Source organism: Actinosynnema pretiosum, from assembly GCF_002354875.1.
In the GTDB taxonomy this organism is placed as follows: domain Bacteria; phylum Actinomycetota; class Actinomycetes; order Mycobacteriales; family Pseudonocardiaceae; genus Actinosynnema; species Actinosynnema auranticum.
Genome location: NZ_CP023445.1, coordinates 4801616 through 4819522 on the forward strand (window position 1 = coordinate 4801616; position 17907 = coordinate 4819522).

Annotated in this window: 14 protein-coding genes; 3 read left to right on the top strand and 11 right to left on the bottom strand. The window is 75.3% G+C overall.

All coding sequences use genetic code 11. The annotated features are described in order from the left end of the window. Positions 1 to 250: 250 nt before the first annotated feature. The 3 genes from CNX65_RS20450 to CNX65_RS20460 all read right to left on the bottom strand — a co-directional run bounded on the left by CNX65_RS20450 (position 251) and on the right by CNX65_RS20460 (position 4209). Complete coding sequence (locus tag CNX65_RS20450; RefSeq protein ID WP_096495194.1) at positions 251 to 1435, bottom strand: acyl-CoA dehydrogenase family protein; 1185 nt, start codon at positions 1433 to 1435, stop codon at positions 251 to 253. Positions 1436 to 1489: 54 nt separating this feature from the next. Continuing rightward, a complete protein-coding gene (locus CNX65_RS20455) occupies positions 1490 to 2674 on the bottom strand; it encodes an acyl-CoA dehydrogenase family protein (RefSeq protein WP_096495195.1) in 1185 nt (394 codons plus the stop codon). Positions 2675 to 2943: 269 nt separating this feature from the next. Then, a complete protein-coding gene (locus CNX65_RS20460) occupies positions 2944 to 4209 on the bottom strand; it encodes an MFS transporter (RefSeq protein WP_096495196.1) in 1266 nt (421 codons plus the stop codon). A 178-nt stretch (positions 4210 to 4387) separates the two neighbouring features. On the opposite strand from CNX65_RS20460, the gene CNX65_RS20465 reads away from it, so the two are divergent. After that, positions 4388 to 4909, top strand: coding sequence for a winged helix-turn-helix transcriptional regulator (locus CNX65_RS20465; RefSeq protein ID WP_096495197.1), 522 nt, complete (start codon positions 4388 to 4390; stop codon positions 4907 to 4909). Here CNX65_RS20465 and CNX65_RS20470 read toward each other — a convergent pair. The 7 genes from CNX65_RS20470 to CNX65_RS20500 form a co-directional block, all read right to left on the bottom strand. Beyond that, the gene (locus CNX65_RS20470; RefSeq protein ID WP_096495198.1) at positions 4894 to 5823 is read right to left on the bottom strand and encodes an alpha/beta fold hydrolase; all 930 of its coding nucleotides are present in this window, start codon (positions 5821 to 5823) and stop codon (positions 4894 to 4896) included. The genes CNX65_RS20465 and CNX65_RS20470 overlap by 16 nt on opposite strands. Before the next feature lie 172 nt (positions 5824 to 5995). Next, positions 5996 to 7294: a glycosyltransferase 87 family protein gene (locus tag CNX65_RS20475; protein WP_157767752.1), complete on the bottom strand. Its 1299-nt coding sequence runs from the start codon at positions 7292 to 7294 to the stop codon at positions 5996 to 5998. Positions 7295 to 7384: 90 nt separating this feature from the next. Then, the gene (locus tag CNX65_RS38190; RefSeq protein WP_096495200.1) at positions 7385 to 8797 is read right to left on the bottom strand and encodes a dolichyl-phosphate beta-glucosyltransferase; all 1413 of its coding nucleotides are present in this window, start codon (positions 8795 to 8797) and stop codon (positions 7385 to 7387) included. Between the two features lie 135 nt (positions 8798 to 8932). Continuing rightward, the gene (locus CNX65_RS20485) at positions 8933 to 10111 is read right to left on the bottom strand and encodes an acyl-CoA dehydrogenase family protein (RefSeq protein WP_015802834.1); all 1179 of its coding nucleotides are present in this window, start codon (positions 10109 to 10111) and stop codon (positions 8933 to 8935) included. Positions 10112 to 10321: 210 nt separating this feature from the next. Further along, complete coding sequence (locus CNX65_RS20490; RefSeq protein WP_096495201.1) at positions 10322 to 11554, bottom strand: epoxide hydrolase family protein; 1233 nt, start codon at positions 11552 to 11554, stop codon at positions 10322 to 10324. Between the two features lie 267 nt (positions 11555 to 11821). Next, positions 11822 to 12595 (bottom strand): DUF899 domain-containing protein, encoded by a 774-nt coding sequence (locus tag CNX65_RS20495; RefSeq protein WP_096495202.1) that lies wholly within the window; start codon positions 12593 to 12595, stop codon positions 11822 to 11824. Positions 12596 to 12645: 50 nt separating this feature from the next. After that, positions 12646 to 13782: a Gfo/Idh/MocA family protein gene (locus tag CNX65_RS20500; protein ID WP_096495203.1), complete on the bottom strand. Its 1137-nt coding sequence runs from the start codon at positions 13780 to 13782 to the stop codon at positions 12646 to 12648. A gap of 686 nt (positions 13783 to 14468) precedes the next feature. On the opposite strand from CNX65_RS20500, the gene CNX65_RS20505 reads away from it, so the two are divergent. Continuing rightward, complete coding sequence (locus CNX65_RS20505) at positions 14469 to 15446, top strand: hypothetical protein (RefSeq protein ID WP_096495204.1); 978 nt, start codon at positions 14469 to 14471, stop codon at positions 15444 to 15446. On the opposite strand, the gene CNX65_RS20510 is transcribed toward CNX65_RS20505, so the two are convergent. Then, positions 15447 to 16325, bottom strand: a complete 879-nt coding sequence (locus CNX65_RS20510; protein ID WP_096495205.1) for a maleylpyruvate isomerase family mycothiol-dependent enzyme — start codon at positions 16323 to 16325, stop codon at positions 15447 to 15449. 264 nt (positions 16326 to 16589) lie between these two features. On the opposite strand from CNX65_RS20510, the gene CNX65_RS20515 reads away from it, so the two are divergent. Then, on the top strand, positions 16590 to 17906 hold the full coding sequence (locus CNX65_RS20515; protein ID WP_096495206.1) for an ABC1 kinase family protein: 1317 nt from the start codon (positions 16590 to 16592) through the stop codon (positions 17904 to 17906). Position 17907 lies beyond the last annotated feature (1 nt).

The following is a 17907-nucleotide window of genomic DNA, read 5'->3' on the forward strand; positions in this document are numbered from 1 at the left end:
CGGAGGGGGACGCGGTGACGCTTCTCCTACTGTGCCTTCTGACCTGCGCTTTTCGCATAACAGCGTGATGCGGGCGATTCCACCGGGTTTCACTCGAAAGGCCCGCTCGAACCGGGAACAGCACGCTGGAAATAACAGTGTGATGCTTTGCCGGGAATTTCGGGGCCGCGGACCGGCGGCACGCGGACAGCCCGACGACCGGAACCCCGCGAGGGGGGTTCCGGTCGTCGGGCGGGCGCCCCGGCGAGCGCTAGAACAGGTGGGTGTTGGGCTCCAGCCCGCACAGCACGCGCCCGTACAGCTCCAGGTTCGTGTTCGGGTGCAGCACCCCGTGCAGGTTGATCGTGCGCACGTCCCGCGCGATGCGCTGGATCGGCCGGTCGGTGTAGATGGACGAGCCGCCGCTGGCCTCGGACAGCAGGTCGACCGCCTCCTTGGCCAGCGCGGTCGCGGCCCCCATGTCCATGCGGGCCACCGCGCGCTCCTCCACCGACCACGCCTCGCCCGCCCGCACCTTGCCGTCGACGCGGTCGGCGGCGCGGTGCACGTGGAACGCGGCCTGGTCGACCTTCAGCGTCGCCCGCGCCACCTGCAGGTGGGTCAGCGGCGCCTCGGCCTGGCTCTCGTAGTCGGTGTAGGTGATCTTGCGTCCGGGCAGGCGCTCCAGGAACAGCTCGCGCGCCGCGCGGGCCATGCCGAGCGGGACCGCGCCCGCGACCGCCGCGCTGACCGGCGAGAACGGGGCCCGCCAGGTGGTGGAGTCGGCGTTGCGCTCGGACAGGTGCGCGCCGTGCAGCACCACCGGCATCAGCGGCAGCACCCGCGCCTGCGGCACGAACAGGTCCTTCGCGACGGTCTTGACGCTGCCGGTGCCGCGCATCCCGACCGTGTGCCAGTCGTCCACGACCCCGAGGTCGGCCACCGGGATGGCCAGCACGATCGGCGCGTAGCCGCCGTCGGGCTCGGCGAGCAGCGCGGAGTGCGCGAACCAGCCGCTGTGCAGCACCCCGGTGCTGAAGGCCCACTCGCCGTTCACGACGACGCCGCCGGGCGCGGGCGTGGCGACGCCGTTGGGGCTGACGCTGCTGCCGACGAACACGTCCGGGTCGGCGAACACCTCGTCCTGGACCTCGTCGGGGAACAGGCCGATCAGCCACGAGCTGAGCATCTGGGTGTTGGCCGTCCAGCCCACCGACCCGTCGCCGCGCGCCAGCTCGGCGACGACGTCGCACACGGTGCGCACGTCGGACTCGAAACCCCCGTAGCGCAGGGGGACGCGCATCTTCAGCAGGCCCGCGTCGCGGACCGCGGCGAGCACGTCCGGGTGCAGCGCCCGGTGCTCCTCCTGCCAGGCTGCGTGCTCGCGGATCAGGGGGACCAGCTCGGCGGCGCGGCCCGCCAGCTCGGTCCGCCCCGGCGCCTCGGTCGTCGTCATCTGCGCTCCTCGGTGCTGTTGCTGTGACTGGGAAGTGGCGCGCGGGGGCGCGGCCTAGATGAACTGGGTGTTGGGCTCCAGCCCGCACAGCACGCGGCCGTAGGTCTCCGCGTTCGTGGTGGGCTGCATGATCCCGTTGAGGGTGATGGCCTGGACGTCGCGCTCGATGCGCTGGATCGGCCGGTCGGTGTAGATGGACGAGCCGCCGCTCGCGGTGGCCAGCACCTCCACGGCCTCCTTGGCGCGCTGGCAGAGCGCGCCCGCGTCCATGCGCGCGGCGACCCGGCCGAGCACGTCGAGCGGCTGCCCGGCGGCGACGGCGGCGTCGAGCCGGTCGGCCCCGCGGCGCAGGTGGAACTCGGCCTCGTCGGTCTTGACGGCGGCCTCGGCGACCTGCAGGTGGGTGAGCGGGGCGGCGGCCTGCTCGTCGTAGTTCGTGTAAGTGATCTTGCGGCCGGGCAGCCGCTCGAAGAACGCCTCCCAGGCGGCGCGGGCCATGCCGAGCGCGGGGGCGCTGGCGACGGCGGCGGCGAAGGGCATGAACGGGACCTTCCACGTGGGGGCGTCCGCGTTCCGGGCGGACAGGTGCCTGCCCTCCATCAGGACCGGCAGCATCGGCAGGATGCGGGCCTGCGGGACGAACACGTCCTTCGCGGCGGTGGTGACGCTGCCGGTGGCGCGCAGGCCGGAGGTGTGCCAGTCGTCGCCGACGGTCAGGTCGGACACGGGCACGACGGCGGTGGCGGGCACGTAGCCGCCGTCCTCGGTGGCCAGCAGCACCGAGTGCACGTCCCACTGGCTGTGCGGGGCGCCGGTGTTGAAGTGCCACTCGCCGTTGAGGACCGCGCCGCCCTCGGTGGGCACGAGCACGCCGCCGGGGCTGACCGAGCCGCAGACGCGGACGGACGGGTCGGCGAACACCTCCTCCTGGACCTCGTCGGGGAACAGGCCGACGAGCCAGGAGCCGATGGTCAGGGTGGCGACCGTCCAGCCCACCGACCCGTCGCCCCGGCCCAGCTCGGCGAGCACCTCGCAGGTGGTGCGCACGTCGGCCTCGTGGCCGCCGTGGCGGGTGGGGACGCGCATCCGGAACAGACCCGCGTCGACCAGTGCCCGCACCACCTCCTCGTGCAGTACCCGGTTCTGCTCCTGCCAGGGGGCGTGCTCGCGGATCAGCGGAACCAGCTCCGCCGCGCGGCCGACGAGCTCGGCCCTCGGCGGCGCGTCGATGGTCGTCATCTGCGCTCCTCGGTACGGTGACGGTGGCTTCCGGGCGGAAGGTTCCCGCCCCGCTGGGAACTGTGGCACGGGGGCGGTCCGGTCCGGTTCTCCGATGTTGCCGACCTGTCGGTCCGGGAGCGCTTGGGGCGCAAGGGTTCGCGCGCGCGACAGCGTCCACAGTGGAACCCTGTCCGCCGTGGACGCGCGGGAGCGCGCCGGGGGCGGACCCGCACCACCGATGGTGGCACCGGTCCACCCCCGGCGCTTGTCCCGGAGTGCGCACCCGGCTACCCGGCCGGGGCGTCCTCCGCAGCGCCCTTCCCCGCGCCCTTCCCCGCGCTCTCCCCCGCGCCGGGCGCGACCGGCGGGCGCAGCCGCAGCGCGAACCACGCCACCGGCAGGGCCACGACGCCGATCACCAGGCCGGTGAGCAGCGCGCCGGACGGGTCGCCCGCGATCGCCAGCCCGCACACCGCCGAGCCGACCGCGATGCCCACGTTGGCCGCCGAGGCGGGCAGCGCCGACGCCAGCTGGCTGCCGGGACCGGCCAGCTCCAGCACCCGGTACTGGTAGGCGGGCACCGCGCCCTGCGCGAACAGCCCCCACGCGACCAGCCCCAGGGCGACCAGGACGGGCGAGGATCCGCCGAGGTGGAGCACGAGCAGGGCGAGGGCGGTGCCGACGCCGCCGAGGAGCATGGCGCGCGCGGCCCCGCTGTCGGCGAACCGGCCGCCCGCGAACGAGCCGACCGCCGCCGCCGCGCCGTAGCAGAGCAGGAAGGCGCTCAGCAGCGCGCCGGAGACGCCGGTGACGCGCTCCAGGAACGGCGTCAGGTAGGTCAGCGCCCCGTAGGAGGAGGCGAACAGCAGGAAGCCCAGGAGCAGCACGACGAGCACCCTGGGCGCGAACGCGTACCGCGCCTGGTCGCCCGCGCCGCCGCCACCGCGCTCGGCGGGCAGCGGCGGGACGAGCGCGACCAGCGCCGCGCAGGCGACGAGGCTGAGCAGGCTGATGGCCAGGAACGAGTCGCGCCAGCCGAGCCACTGGCCGACGAGCGTGCCCAGCGGCGCGCCCAGTGCGGCGGAGACGGCGAAGCCGGAGAACACGGTCGCGATGGCCCGCCCGGCGCGCTCGGGCGGCACGACCGCGACGGCGGCGACGAAGGACACCGCGACGAACAGCCCGTGCAGCGAGCCGGTGACCACGCGCGCGGCCAGGAACGGGGCGAACTGGCCCAGCAGCACCGGGGTGGTGTTGACGACGGCGAACGCGGCGAGCGCGCCGATCAGCGTCACCCGCTTGTCGAACCGGATGGTGAGGGCGGTCAGCAGCGGGCCGCCGATGGCCAGCCCCAGCGCGTAGGCGGTGACCAGGCCGCCCGCGGCGGGGATGGAGACGTCCAGGTCGTCGGCGATCAGGCCGATGACGCCGACCATGAGCAGCTCGGCCGTGCCGAGCACGAAGGCGGCGACGAACAGGGCCGATAACAGCAGCTTCGACCTGCCGTCCACGGCCTGCTCGCGCGCGCCCGCGCTGGTGTCCTGTGCGCTCATCCGGGCCTTCCTCGTCGGTGTGGTGGGTGGCGCCGGCGGGTGGCGCCGGCGGAGACTGGTTGCATTTCACAACCAGAGGTACCGTAGCAGGCGGTGGCCCACGTCACAGCTCGGGGATTTCCAGTAGGTTCCCGGTGAGGCCCGGCGGCGGGGTCGCAGTGGTGCGGGGAGGGGCGCGGTGCGCAAGGACACGAGGTCGGACTGCCCGGTCAACCTGGCGCTGGAGATCTTCGGCGACCGGTGGACCCTGCTGGTGCTGCGCGACGTGATCTTCCTGGGGGCGCGGCACTTCCGCGAGCTGCTGGCCGGTCCCGAGCGGATCTCCTCGAACATCCTCGCCGACCGGCTCGCCGTGCTGGTCGAGCACGGGATGCTCACCAAGACCGACGACCCCACGCACAAGCAGAAGGTCGTCTACAGCCTCACCGAGCGCTCGATCGCCCTGGTGCCGGTGTTCGCGCAGCTGGGCGTCTGGGGCGTGCGGCACCTGCCCGCGGGCGACGAGCACGCCGCGCGCACGGCGGTGCTCGCCGCGGGCGGCCCCCCGCTGTGGGCCGAGTTCATGGACGAGCTGCGCGAGGCCCACCTGGGACCGGGCGCGCGGCTGGCCCCGCCGGGGCCCGGCCCCTCGGTGACCGAGCGGCTGGCCCCGGCGAGCCTGGCGGCGCTGGTGGCCGCCGGGGTTCACCGCGAGGCGTAGCGCCGGATCAGGGCGGTCACCGCGCCGGGCCGGTGGTCGAGCAGGTAGTGGTCGCTGCCCGCGACCACCTCGGTGCGCACGTCGGTGCAGCCCGCCGCGCGCAGGCCCTCGGCCACGCGCGGGCCGATGTCGGCGAAGATCGACCGGTCCCCCGACACCCACACCAGCGGCACGTCCAGGCGCCCGGTCCGGGAGCTGTTGAACGCCGCGTTCGCCGGGAACGCCCGGTACAGCTCGAACCCGGCGCGCAGCCGCGCCTTCGGCCGGTACGCCCGCGCGTAGCGGGCGACCTCGGCGTCGCTGAACGTCTCCCGGTCGAGCACGAACCTGAGGTAGACCTCCTGCCTGCCGTCGACCAGGTCCTCGGCCAGGCCCGGCGCCTGGTGGAAGCCCAGGTGCCACAGCCGCGCGGTGCTCTCGTCCCACGGTGGCAGGCCCGGCAGGGGGACGTCGAGGACCATCGCGCCGCGCGTGGTGGCCGGGTTGAGGCGCGCGTAGGCGTAGGCGACCATGCCGCCGATGTCGTGGCCGACCACGTACACCGGGCCCAGCGCGAGCCGGGCGGCCAGCGCGCGCAGGTCCTCGGCCAGGTTCGCGGCCTCGTAGCCGCCCTCGGTCGGCTCGGAGCCGCCGATGCCGCGCAGGTCCACGGCGACGACGGTGAAGTCCCTGGCGAGGGCGGGCATGACGGCCCGGTACTCGGACCAGTCCTGGGGGTGGCCGTGGACCAGCAGGAGCGCCGGTCCGCGACCACCCCGGACGTAGTGCAGGGAGGTGCCGTTGACCCTGGCGACGCCGGAGGTGAAGCCGTCACCGAGGCCGGTGGCGGACGGGTCGCGCTCTCCCGCGGTCGCGCCGCTGGTCAGGGTCAGGACCAGTGCGACGACCACGAGCAGCACCTTGTGCTTGTGCATGGGACGACGTGCCTCCGCTCACCGGCTGCTCGGCTCCGCCGGGCCCCGCGCCGCCGGTGGGCGGGGGCCGTGCGGGGCGGCGGTGTTCTGGTGCGGCACGGTGGCGGATCGCGCCGGGGTGCGCCACCGGGACGGCGCGTCCGGGTGGTGGTGCGGCGGTTCGGGCGTCGGGTCAGCGCTCCAGGAGCGGGCGCTGCGCCGGGGTGTCGGGGACGGGTTCGGGGGCGGGGTCGGGCGCGGGGCCCGCGGGGCGCCGGGCGGGGAGCGCGAGCGCGACCAGGAGGGCCATGCCGCCGAGCACCGGCAACACGTTCAGCGCGAACAGGCCAGCCTCGGACAGGCTGATCACGTTGACCACCAGGTCCGCCACCGGCGAGTCGTCCAGTAGCATCACCACCCCGGAGACGATCATCACCGCCCAGGTGGCGAGCGCGGCGCGGGCGTGCCCGGCCCGGCCGTGGCGCAGCGCCCACCACAGCCAGGCCGCGGCGCCGGGCACCACCCACACCCAGTGGTGCGGCCAGGACACCGGGGACACCAGGGTGCCGGTCACCGCGCAGGCCAGCACTCCCCCGGCCACCTGCCCGCGCCGGGTCGCCCGCACCGCGACCGCGAGCCCGGCCAGCCCGACCAGGACGGTCACCGCGACGCCGAACCACGGCGCGTGCAGCACCCCCGGCAGCTGGCCGAGGACCCCGCGCAGCGACTCGTTCCACGGGCCGTGGTCCGGCGGCATCATCCGCGTGGTGTCCAGCACCAGGCCGCTGAGCCACTGGCCGGACGGGCCGGGCAGCACCAGGTAGCCGACGAGCACGGTGGTCAGGAACGTCCCCGTCGCCACGGCCGCCGCGCGGGCCCGGCCGGTGAGCAGCAGGTACGGGACGAAGATGAGCGGGGTCAGCTTGATCCCGGCCGCCAGGCCGATCGCCACGCCCCGGTGGCGGGACGGGCCGCGCAGCAGGTCGACGAGGATCACGAGCATCAGCAGCAGGTTGATCTGGCCGTTGAACACCATCGGCCACACCGGGGCGGTGCCGAGCGCGGCGACCGAGGCGAGCAGCGCGAACCCGGTGCGCTTGTTCGGCGCGAGCGGGGTGGCCAGGCCGAGCAGGAGCCAGGTGCAGGCGGTGAGGGCGAACGTGGAGGCGAACGTCCACAGCGCGAACGCCAGGTGCGTGTTCAGCAGGGCGATCGGGACGAACAGCAGGGCCGCGAACGGCGAGTAGATGAACAGCAGGCCCGCGTCGGTGGAGACGTCGAACGGGGAGGCGCCGTCGAGCACCGCCTGGCCGCTGACGACGTACACCTTGAAGTCGCGCTCCAGCATCGGCATCGCGTCGCCGAGCGCCAGGGTGGACAGCACGAGCGCGGTCACGACCGCGGCGAACGCGGCCGACACGAGGGCGGCCTCGCGGGTGAGGAGGGGGCCGCCTGGCGCGGCCGGGGGTGCGGGTTCTGCTGTCCTGGTCACGGGGGCTCCTCGGGTTGCCGGGTCGCGGGGGATCTCGCCGGGGCACGGGGCTCCGGCGGGGTTCGGGGGGTGGGCCGAGGAGGCGGGTGCTCAGCCGGAGGCGGGGGTGGCGGGGTGGTGGCCGGGCGGGGGCAGCGCCCGCCGCCGGGCGCCCGGTCGCGGGCAGCGCAGCCGCGGGAGGCGGGACCGGGGCCGGTCGCGCAGCACGGCGTCGGGGTGGGTCGGTCCGGGGGCCGGGCGGGGCGGCAGGTCGGTCACGGCGGCGGCGCCGGAGAGCTTGGCCAGTGCGACCCTGGCCAGGCCGCGCACGTTGCCCGCGATGGTGCCGGTGACGTCGACCCGGCTGTCGACGTCCTCCACCCAGTCGACCGGGACCTCCAGCACGCGCAGCCCGTTGTGCTCGGCGAGCAGCAGCAGCTCGGTGTCGAAGAACCAGGAGTCGTCCCTGACCCGGCGCAGCAGCGGTCCGACGACCTCGGCCCGCGCGGCCTTGAACCCGCACTGGGTGTCCCGGAAGCGGGTGCCGTGGGTGAGCCGGATCAGGGCGTTGTAGCCCCTGGACAGCAGTTCGCGCCGGGCGCCGCGCACGGTGCGGGCGCCCGGCGCGAGCCGCGAGCCGATGGCGAGGTCGCAGTGGCCGACGGCGAGCGGGGCCACGAGCGGGACCAGCGCGTCCAGCCCGGTGGACAGGTCGACGTCCATGTAGACGACCACGCCCGCGCTGCTCCCGGTCCACGCGGTGCGCACGGCGTTGCCCTTGCCGCGCCGGTCGAGGGACACGACGCGCACCCTCGGCCAGTGCCCGGCGAGGTCCTGGGCGACGCGGCGGGTGGTGTCGGTGCTGGCGTTGTCGACGATGGTGATGGTCCAGTCGAACGGCAGCCGCCGGGTGCAGTAGTCGTGCAGGGTGGCGACGCAGCCGGGGAGGGCGCGCTCCTCGTTGAAGACCGGGATGACCAGGTCGACGGTGACCGTCGACAGCGGGTGCGGGGCGGGTCTCGGGCGGCCGGGGTGGGGCGTGGTGGCGAGCGGTTCGGCGGGCCGGAGGAGGGCGTCGGGCAGGAGCGCGTCGGGCAGGAGCGCGTCGGGCAGGGGGTCGTCGGGCAGCAGGTCCTCCGGGAGCAGCACCTCGGTCAGCGCCACGTCCGGCGGGAGCGGCGCGAGCGGGAGTGGCGCGAGCGGGAGTGGCGCGGGCAGGAGCGCGTCGGGCAGCAGGTCCCCCGGCAGCAGGGCGTCCGGGAGCACCACGCCGGGGAGCACCGCGGTGGGCGCTAAGTCGTCGGGCAGCAGGTCGTCGGGCAGCAGGTCGTCGGGCAGCACCGCGTCGAGCAGCGCCGGGATCGCGGGCGCGGCGCCGAGCAGCACCGGGTCGGCGAGCGCGGCGCCGCCGATCAGCGCCGCGCCGGGCAGGGCGCCGACCGGGATCGCGCGGGACGGGCCGTCGGGGGGTGGTTCGGGCGGCTCGTCCTGGGGGGACCGCTGCGCGGGCACGTGGCCATCCATCGTCAACTCCTCGCGTGGCCCCCGTGCACGACCGTACGGCCGCGCGCGGGGAGCGGGCTTCTTCCGGATTGCTCGGTTCTTCACGTGGCGCGGCGGGAGCCCCGCCCCCGCGGGTGGCGGGGGCGGGGTGGGCGGTCAGAGGAACTGGGTGTTGGGCTCCAGGCCGCACACGACGCGGCCGTACAGCTCCAGGTTGGTGTCCGGGTGGGCGAAGGCGTGCAGGCTGGAGGTCTGGCTGTCGCGGGCGATCCGCTGGATCGGCACGGTGGTCAGCGTGGACGAGGCCCCGCTGGCGTTGGCCAGGATGTCGACCGCCTCCTTGGCCCGCTGCACCCCCACGCCCAGGTCGAGCCGGGCCTCCACGCGCTCGCGCACCGACCAGGGCGCGCCGGTCTTGGCGTCGACCCGCGCGGCGACCCGGTGCACGTGGAAGGCGGACTCGTCGATGCGGGCCCGCGCGTCGGCGAGCTGCACGTGGGTGAGCGGGGCGTGCGACTGGCGCTCGTAGTCGGTGTAGGTGATCGAGCGGGTGGGCAGCCGCTCCAGGAACGCCGCCCACGCCGCGCGGGAGAGGCCGTGCGCGGTCGCGCTGGTCACCGCGCACGCCCACGGCAGGAACGGCACGTTCCACAGCCGCGACGCCGCGTTGGTCTCGGAGCGGTGCGCGCCCTCCCGCATCACCGGCATCATCGGCAGCACGCGGGCGTCCGGGACGAACACGTCCTTCGCGGTGGTGGTGACGCTGCCGGTGCCGCGCAGGCCGGACGAGTGCCAGTCGTCGACGACCTCCAGCTCGGACATCGGCACCAGCACCAGCACCGGCTCGGGCTCCCCGCCCTCGGCCACCCGCACGGCGGCGTGCGCGTTCCAGCCGCTCTGCCTGGCCCCGGTGTTGAAGCTCCAGCTGCCGTTGAGCACGATCCCGCCGGAGGTGGGCACGCCGACGCCGTGCGGGGCGAACGTGCCGCAGATCCGGGTGTCGCCGGAGGCGATGACCTCGTCCTGCACCTCGTCCGGGAACAGGCCCGCGAGCCAGGTGCTGATGTTCCAGACGGTGGCGACCCAGCTGGCCGCGCCGTCGCCGAGCGCGATCTCGGCCAGCACGTCGACCAGGGTGGTGGTGTCGCACTCGTGGCCGCCGTAGCGGGCGGGCAGGGTGAGCTTGAGCAGCCCGGCGTCGGCGAGCGCGTCGATCGCGTCGGGGTGCAGGACGCGGTTCTCCTCCTGCCAGATCGCGTGCTTGGCCAGCGCGGGGGCCAGTTCCGCGGCCCGGCCGACCAGCTCGTCCCGCGAGGGTGCAGCGGTGTTGTTCATCAGTGGCTCCGTGGGGTCCGCCGGTCCGCCGCTCGCGCGGGACCGGGCGCTTGCCGGAAGGGGGTGCCCGGCGACGGCCGGGGCCGCCCCGCGCGTGCTGCGGCCGGGGGCGGTGGGACAAGCCGATCGTGGCACGGCGCGGCGGCCGGGGACGTCTTCCTGGTTGCCCTGCTCGACGCGGCTTCCCCTTGCGCGGCAGGGTTTTCCGGGTCAGCGCCTGCGCAGCGTCCTGGTGAACGCGCGGATGTCGCCCACGTACAGCTCGGGCACCTCCAGCGCCGGGAAGTGGCCGCCGCGGTCGAACTCCGACCAGTGCGAGACGGTGGGCAGGACCGCGTCGGCGAAGCGGCGCAGCGGCAGGTTCACGTCGTGCGCGAACACCGCGACCCCGGCCGGGCAGGACAGCTCCCACGGGCCGCCCAGCAGGTGCGAGTTGCGGTTGCTGCCGCCGAGCGCCTCGTGGTAGAGGGCGCCGGAGGAGGCCGCGGTGGCGGTGAACCAGTACAGGGAGGCGTTGGCCAGCATCAGGTCCCGGTCGATCACCTCCTCGGGGGTGGTCCGCGCGCCGCTCCAGTCCCGGTACTTCTCCACGATCCACGCCAGCTGCCCCACCGGGGAGTCGCTCAGGGCGTAGGCGACGGTGTGCGGTCTGGTGACCAGCAGCCGGAAGTGGCAGGAGCCGTCCTCGCCGTAGTGGCCCAGCAGCTCCAGCCTGGCCGCCTCGTCCTCGGTCAGGTCGTCGAGCGCGCCGGGCCGCTGCGGCGGCAGGGTGAGGAGGGTGTTCACGTGCACGCCCGCCACGTTCTCCGGGTCGTGCACGGCCAGCTCGGCGGCGATCACCATGCCCCAGTCGCCGCCCTGCACCACGTAGTCGTGGTACCCGAGCCCGGCCATCAGCGCGGCGAACGCCCGCGCGACGCGGCGGTGGTCCCAGCCCGGTTCGGGGGTGGGGCCGGAGAAGCCGAAGCCGGGCAGGGTCGGGATGACCAGGTGGAAGGCGTCGGCGGGGTCGCCGCCGTGCGCGGCGGGGTCGGTGAGCGGGCCGACGACGTCCAGGAACTCCACGTAGGAGCCGGGCCAGCCGTGCACGAGCAGCAGCGGGGTGGCGGTGGGCTCGGGCGAGCGGACGTGCGCGTAGTGCACGTTCGCGCCGTCCAGGGTGGTGGTGAACTGCGGCAGCTCGTTGAGCCTGGCCTCGACGGCCCGCCAGTCGAACCGGGTGCGCCAGTGCTCGGCCAGCTCCGCGAGGTAGTCCGGCGGGACGCCCCGCGACCAGTCGGCGGCGGGCGGCGTGGCGGGCCAGCGGGTGCGGGCCAGGCGGTCGCGCAGGTCGTCCAGGTCGGCCTGCGGGACCGCCGCGCGGAACGGGGTGGCGCGGAAGGTCTCGACGTCGAGCGGTCCGGCGGGGGTGGTGCGCCGGGTGGTCGGGCTGCGGGTCTCCACGGTGTCGCCTCTCGTCCTGGCGCCCACGGGGTGGCGGGGGCGCGCGGGTGCGCCGGGCGCGGCAGTGCGACCGGCGGGGTCGGGCGGCGGGGTTCGGGTGCGGTGGCGGAAGTGGCGGTGGGGGCGGTGGAAGTGGTGGTGGGGCCGGGGTTCCCGCAGTGGTCCGCGTCGGGACCACTGCGGGCGGTCCGACCGGGTCGGCCGGATCGGGTCAGCGCGATCGGGTCAGCGCGATCGGGTCGGCGCGATCGGGTCGGCGCGATCGGGTCAGGAGCGGTCGCGCGCGCCCGCGATCACCTCGGGGTCGTACTCGTCGTGCCTGCGCAACCAGCCCATGAACGGCCCGGAGCCGCGCCCCTCGGGCTTCTCCCAGCCCTCCTGGCGGCCGAGCGCGGTCAGGTCGAGCCAGTTGTAGGTGGTGTTGAGCAGGTCGTCGCCCCGGCCGTAGCAGGAGTAGGTGTGGAACACCCGGTCCCCCTGCCGCAGGAACGCGCTGACGCCCTGCTCCTCCCCCGACCAGTTCTCCCAGCCGGGGTTCATCCGCACCAGCTCCTCGTAGCTCCGGTAGTTCCACTCCACCGGGGCGATCGAGGCGTCGAAGCTGGCGTGGTAGTCGTAGTTGAACATGCTGCCGTGCGAGGAGTACCAGGGCACGTGCCAGCCCATCCGCTCCCGGTACGCCTGGAGCTTGGGCAGCGGCGCGCGCGAGACCGCGACGAGCGTGGTGCTGCGCGCGTGCAGGTGGGTCAGGTTGCCGACGCAGTCCTGCCAGAACGAGCAGGACGGGCAGGCGGCGTCGGCCTCGGGCCCGAACATCACGTGGTGCACGAGCAGCTGGCGTCGGCCGTCGAACAGGTCGAGCAGGGTCAGCTCGCCCTCCGGGCCCTGGAAGCGGTAGTCCTCGGTCACCTCGACCATGGGCAGCCTGCGCCGGGCCTCGTTGACCCGGTCGCGGTGCTTGGTCAGCTCCTTCTCCTCGGCGAGCAGTTCGAGGCGGGCCGCCCGCCACTGCTCGCGGGTCACGATCTCCGGGTCGGTCATCGTCCGTCCTCCTCCGGGACCACCCTCGTGGCGGTCCCTCGTGGTCCGGGTCACACCTTGGCCCAAGCGGAGTCGGAACGGGCGGATCTCGTGGCCGCGTCGAGCACTTCCTGCACCTGCCGGGCGTCGGCGAACGACGGGGTGGGGTCGCGGTCGTCGGCGATCGCGGCGAGGAAGTCCCGGACCTCGTGGGTGAACGGGTGGTCGAAGCCGACCGCGCAGCCCGGCGGCCACCAGCCGGTGACGTGCGGGTGCTCGGGCTCGGTGACCATGATGCGGCGGAAGCCGCGCTCGGCGCGCGGTTCGGCGTCGTCGTGGAAGCGCAGCTCGTTGAGGCGGTCCAGGTCGAAGGCGGCGGCGCCGAGCGTGCCGCCCACCTCGAGGCGCAGGGTGTTGCGGTGGCCGGTGGCGGCCCAGCTGGTCTCGCAGGTGGCGAGCGCGCCGCCGTCCAGTCGGGCGGTGAGCAGCGCGGCGTCGTCCACGGTGACCTCGCCGGTCCCGCCGCCGGGCAGCGGGCGGCGGCGGGTGAACGTCTCGGTCAGCGCGCTCACGCCGGTGAAGCGCAGGCCGGTGACGTGCTGGACCAGGTCGACCACGTGCGAGCCGAGGTTGCCGAGCGCACCGGAACCGGCCCGGTGGCGCTCCATCCGCCACACCAGGGGGACGTCGGGGTCGGCGAAGAAGTCCTGGAGGTAGGAGGCGCGCACGTGCCGGATCTCGCCGAGGCGGCCCGCGCGCACCAGCTCGCGCAGCAGGCCGACGGCGGGGAGCCTGCGGTAGTTGTAGGCGCACGCGGACCGGACGCCGCGCGCGCGGGCCTCCTGGGCGGCGTCGACCATGGCGTCGGCCTCGGCGAGCGTGTTGGACAGGGGTTTCTCGCACAGCACGTGCTTCCCGGCGGCGAGGGCGGCCGTGACGATCTCGGCGTGGCTGTCGCCGGGGGTGCACACGTCGACCACGTCGACGTCGTCGCGGGCGATCAGGTCGCGCCAGTCGGTGACGTGCTCGTCCCAGCCGAGGCGGCGGGCGGCGTCGGCGGTGCGGGCGGGGTCGCGACCGCAGAGCACGGCGGTGCGGGCGCGGACCGGGAGGTCGAAGGCGCGGCCGACCACCTGCCAGGCGTGCGAGTGGACCACGCCCATGAAGCCGTGGCCGACCAGTCCCACCCGGAGCTCCGTCTTGTCCATGGTCGCCTTTCGGGGGTGGTGGTGCGCGGGAAGGGCGGAGTCGGGCGCGCGGTCGGAGGGCTGGTGCGCGGGTGGCGGTCGGGGCAGGTGGCAGTCGGAGCGGTTGGCAGTCGGGACGGGTGGCGGTCGGGACGGGTGGCGGTCGGGACGGGTGGCGGTCGGGACGGGTGGCGGTCGGGACGGGTGGCGGTCGGGACGGGTGGCGGTCGGGACGGGTGGCGGTCGGGACGGGTGGCGGTCGGGACGGGTGGCGGTCGGGGCGGGTGGTGGTCGGGGCGGGTGGCGCGCGGCCGGGGAGCGGGTTCGGGCGTCCGGTCCCCGGCCTGCGCGCCGCCCGCGCGGACGGCGAGGGCCCACTCGACCGCCGTGCCACGCCGCGGGCGGTCCCCGGCGCGCCGCGTCGGGGGGTGGCTGTGCGGTGGGCGCCGTTCGGGCGCCGACCACCAGCATGAACCCGGCCCGCGCGACCGCGCTTCTCCGAGGTTGCTCTGCGCGGTGGACCTCGCGGGTCGGGCTTCCGGCGTCAACTCCCCCCTGGTTCACCCGTCCCGCGCTCGCCCTTCCGGGGGACGACTCGGCGCGCGGGCCCGGTGCGCACGCTGGGAGAAGCGCCGCGGTGGCCGCGCCGGGATGCTGTAGCGCGCTCGGTCCCGCACCGCTCCCCTGCCGCTCCCCGAGGAGACGAGATGGCGCGCCCCACCGCAGACCGCTCACCCGCACCCGTTCCCGACACCGGGACGTCCCTGTTCGTCAACGGGCACTTCCCGCGCAGGCGCGGGCTGGTGCTGCTGCTCAGCTCGGTCGCGGGCTTCCTGCTCACCGTGGTCTGGTCGGCCCACTTCGTGGACTCCACCATCGGCGACAACGTGGCCAACACCCTGCTCGGCCACGACGCCAAGGCCACCCCGATCGCCGGGATCGCCGCCGGGGTGCTGTTCGCGTTCGTCAGCGGCCTGGCGGGCACGTTCACCGCGTGCAACGTGGCCGCGTTCAGCGCGGTCGCCCCGATGCTCGGCGCGGACGGGTCGCGGTGGGCCAGGGCGCGGGCCGCGCTCACCCCGCTGGGCTGGCTGGCGGTGGGGATGCTGCCGGTGTCGGCGCTGTACGGGGTGGTGGTCGGGCTGGTCGGCACCCGGATGCCGCAGTTCTCCACCGCCGCAGCCGAACCGGGCGTGCTGAACGGCCGGGCCCTGCAGTCGCTGGTGGTGTTCGGGCTGATCGGGCTGGTGATGGTGTACCTGGGGCTGGCCGCGCTCGGCTACGCGCCCGACCCGTTCCGCCGTGTCTCCCGGCGCTTCCCGCAGGCCCCGCTGGTGCTGATGGGCGTGCTGGTGGGGGCGTTCCTGATCGGCCGCCCGTTCCCGCTGTTCCGGCAGATGTTCCGGGACGCGGCCGAGCGGCACGACCCGTTCTACGGCGCGGCGGCGTTCACCCTGCAGTCGCTGGGGAACGTGCTGGTGATGGCGGTGCTGTTCGTGGCGCTGGCGGCGCTGACCGGCGGGCGGCTGCACCGGTGGCTGACGGCGAAGCCCTCGCGGGCGGCGGCGATCACGGCCGCCGCGCTGATCACGGCCGGGGTGTTCACGTTCCTGTACTGGGACGTGCGGCTGCTGGCCCGCCGCGAGATCATCCCCTGGTACCCGGTCGCGCCGTGGGCGGTGTGATCAGGGCATCCGCACCTTCCGCAGGAACGGCCCCAGCAGCCACGGGCGCCTGCCCGCCACGAGCAGCCCGCCGGTGAGCGCGGCGCGGACCGGGCCGATCCGGTGGAACAGCACCAGGTCGAGCGCGGACGGCCGGAACCGCAGGTGCGCGTCGCACGGCCCGCCGCCCTCCTCCACCCGCGCCACGCCCGCCCCGACCACCAGGGTCACGGGCTCGGTGCGGGTGGAGTGGAAGCCGACCGCGATCGGGCGCGGCGGGTCGGGGTAGTCGTCGAGCAGGCGGCCGACGCCGTGCCGGGTCAGCTCCACCAGGAACAGGTCCACGAACAGCGCGGCCTGCTCCTCGGGCAGCTCCCACCGCGCGCCCGCCGCGCGGGCGACGTCCCAGCCGTGCACGAGCAGCTCGTTGGCCAGGTGCGCGAGCAGGCCGGCGAGCGGGAGCCGGGAGCCGCCGAGCCAGGGCAGCGCGGTGGTGGGGTCGGCGTGCTCGGTGGTGGCCAGCACCTCGGCGAGCGCCTCGCGCAGCCGGGCGGCGAGCCTGCGCGGGTCGCGCTCGGTGAACGCGGCCAGCTGCGCGGTGTTCATGCCGCCGGAGAGGGTGGCGAGCGTGGTGGCGACCAGGTGCGGGCGGACCTCGGGCACCGGGAACGGCTTCGTCCCGCCCGCGACGACCGCGGTGTTGTTGAGCGCGATGGCCGTGACGTGCGCGGCGGTCTCGGCGACGCTCCAGCGGCCGACCGCGCGCGCCGCCGGGTCGGGCGCGGACTCGACCAGGGCGGCGAACCGCTCCCCCGCGTCCAGCACCGCCCGCCTGGCCTGCCGCCAGCGCTCCGGGGTGACCCTGGTGGCGGCCTCGCCGCGCGGACGTGCCCGGACCATCGCTCACCCCTGACTCGTCGGCTGCGGACCACGTCCCAGGGTGGCCCGGCGCGGCGGGCGGCGGCTCTCCGAGGTTGCCCGATCACCCCCGCGGCGCCCCCGCGCGCTCGTCAAGGGGCCAAGAACCCTGTCGCGCCAACCACTTCGGTGTTCCCGGCACGCAGGGAGTAGTGGTCCGCGCGCCCCGGTCAGCACGATCGGGCCAGGTCGCACACCGGTCCACCCGGCCCGGTCCACCCGGTCCCACGACGGAAGGGGGCGCTCGTGCCGAACACCGCACGCCGCCTGGTCCGACTGCCCGGTCTGGCGCTGCGCGGCGCCCGCGTGGGCGCGGTGGTCCTCGGCCACGCCGCCGCGCTCGCGGGCGCGGCGCTGCTCGCGCGGTTGCGCGGCTCGCCCGGCGGGGCCGTGCTGCGCGACGGCGGGCGGTGGGTGCGGCTGCTGACCGCGCTCGGCCCGTCCTACATCAAGATCGGCCAGCTGCTCAGCACCCGCCGCGACCTGCTGCCCGACGCGGTCACCGGTCCGCTGTCCACGCTCACCGACGCCGCGCGGCCACCGCGCGCCTGGCGGGTGCGGCGGGCCGTGCGGCGCGCCTACCGGGACCGGGAGTGGCCGTTCGCCGGGTTCGGGTGGGAGCCGGTGGCGTGCGGCAGCATCGCGACCGTCCACCGCGCCACCACCCTGGACGGCCGGGACGTCGCGGTGAAGGTGCGCCGCCCCGGCATCGCGCGGGTGATGCGCCAGGACTTCGCGCTCACCTCGGCCGCGATGGCGCTGGCCGCCCGGCTGCCCGCGCTGCGGCGGATGCCGTTCGCGCTGATGCACGCCCAGGTCGGCGGCGCGATCCTGCGGCAGCTCGACTTCACCGCGGAGGCCGAGTCGCTGGCCCGGCTGCGCGCGAACCTGGCCGCGTCCGGGAACGTCCACGTGCCCGAGCCGCTGCCGGGGCTGTGCACGCCGGAGATCGTGGTGATGGAGTACGTGGACGGGCTGACCCGGTTCGAGCCGGGCGAGCTGGACGCGGCGACCCGGCGCGCGGTGGTGCGGGCGGTGCTGGCGGCGATCTACGAGATGCTGTTCGTGGACGGCGTGGTGCACTGCGACCTGCACCCCGGCAACCTGTACTTCGACCGCGACGCCGGGCTGGTCGTGCTGGACGCGGGGTTCGTGATCCGGCTGCCGGAGGCGGTGCGCCGGTCGTTCTCCGACTTCTTCATCAACATGGCGATGGGCGACGGCTGGATGTGCGCCCAGATCGTCGTGGACAGCGCCGCGCACGTGGCCGACGACTGCGACCTGGAGGGCTTCCGGTCGGGGCTGCGCGAGCTGGTCGCCGAGAGCTCCGGCGCGCTGTCCGGCGAGTTCGACCTGGCCCGGTTCGCGGGCAGGCTGTTCGACCTGCAGCGGCGGTTCGGGCTGTTCCCGGCGCCGGAGTTCGCGTTCCCGCTGCTGTCGCTGCTGGTCGTGGAGGGCGTGGTGAAGGGCTTCGACGCCGAGGTCGACTTCCAGGCCGAGGCGGTCCCGGTCCTGCGCCGCCGCAACACCCCCCGTATCCCCGGTTCCACCGCTGAGAGGTGAG

Coding starts and splice junctions, on each gene's coding strand:
- CNX65_RS20450 (WP_096495194.1), bottom strand. CDS start 1,435: ATGACGACGACCGAGGCGCCGGGGCGGACCGAGCTGGCGGGCCGCGCC.
- CNX65_RS20455 (WP_096495195.1), bottom strand. CDS start 2,674: ATGACGACCATCGACGCGCCGCCGAGGGCCGAGCTCGTCGGCCGCGCG.
- CNX65_RS20460 (WP_096495196.1), bottom strand. CDS start 4,209: ATGAGCGCACAGGACACCAGCGCGGGCGCGCGCGAGCAGGCCGTGGAC.
- CNX65_RS20470 (WP_096495198.1), bottom strand. CDS start 5,823: ATGCACAAGCACAAGGTGCTGCTCGTGGTCGTCGCACTGGTCCTGACC.
- CNX65_RS38190 (WP_096495200.1), bottom strand. CDS start 8,797: ATGGATGGCCACGTGCCCGCGCAGCGGTCCCCCCAGGACGAGCCGCCC.
- CNX65_RS20485 (WP_015802834.1), bottom strand. CDS start 10,111: ATGAACAACACCGCTGCACCCTCGCGGGACGAGCTGGTCGGCCGGGCC.
- CNX65_RS20495 (WP_096495202.1), bottom strand. CDS start 12,595: ATGACCGACCCGGAGATCGTGACCCGCGAGCAGTGGCGGGCGGCCCGC.
- CNX65_RS20500 (WP_096495203.1), bottom strand. CDS start 13,782: ATGGACAAGACGGAGCTCCGGGTGGGACTGGTCGGCCACGGCTTCATG.
- CNX65_RS20505 (WP_096495204.1), top strand. CDS start 14,469: ATGGCGCGCCCCACCGCAGACCGCTCACCCGCACCCGTTCCCGACACC.
- CNX65_RS20510 (WP_096495205.1), bottom strand. CDS start 16,325: ATGGTCCGGGCACGTCCGCGCGGCGAGGCCGCCACCAGGGTCACCCCG.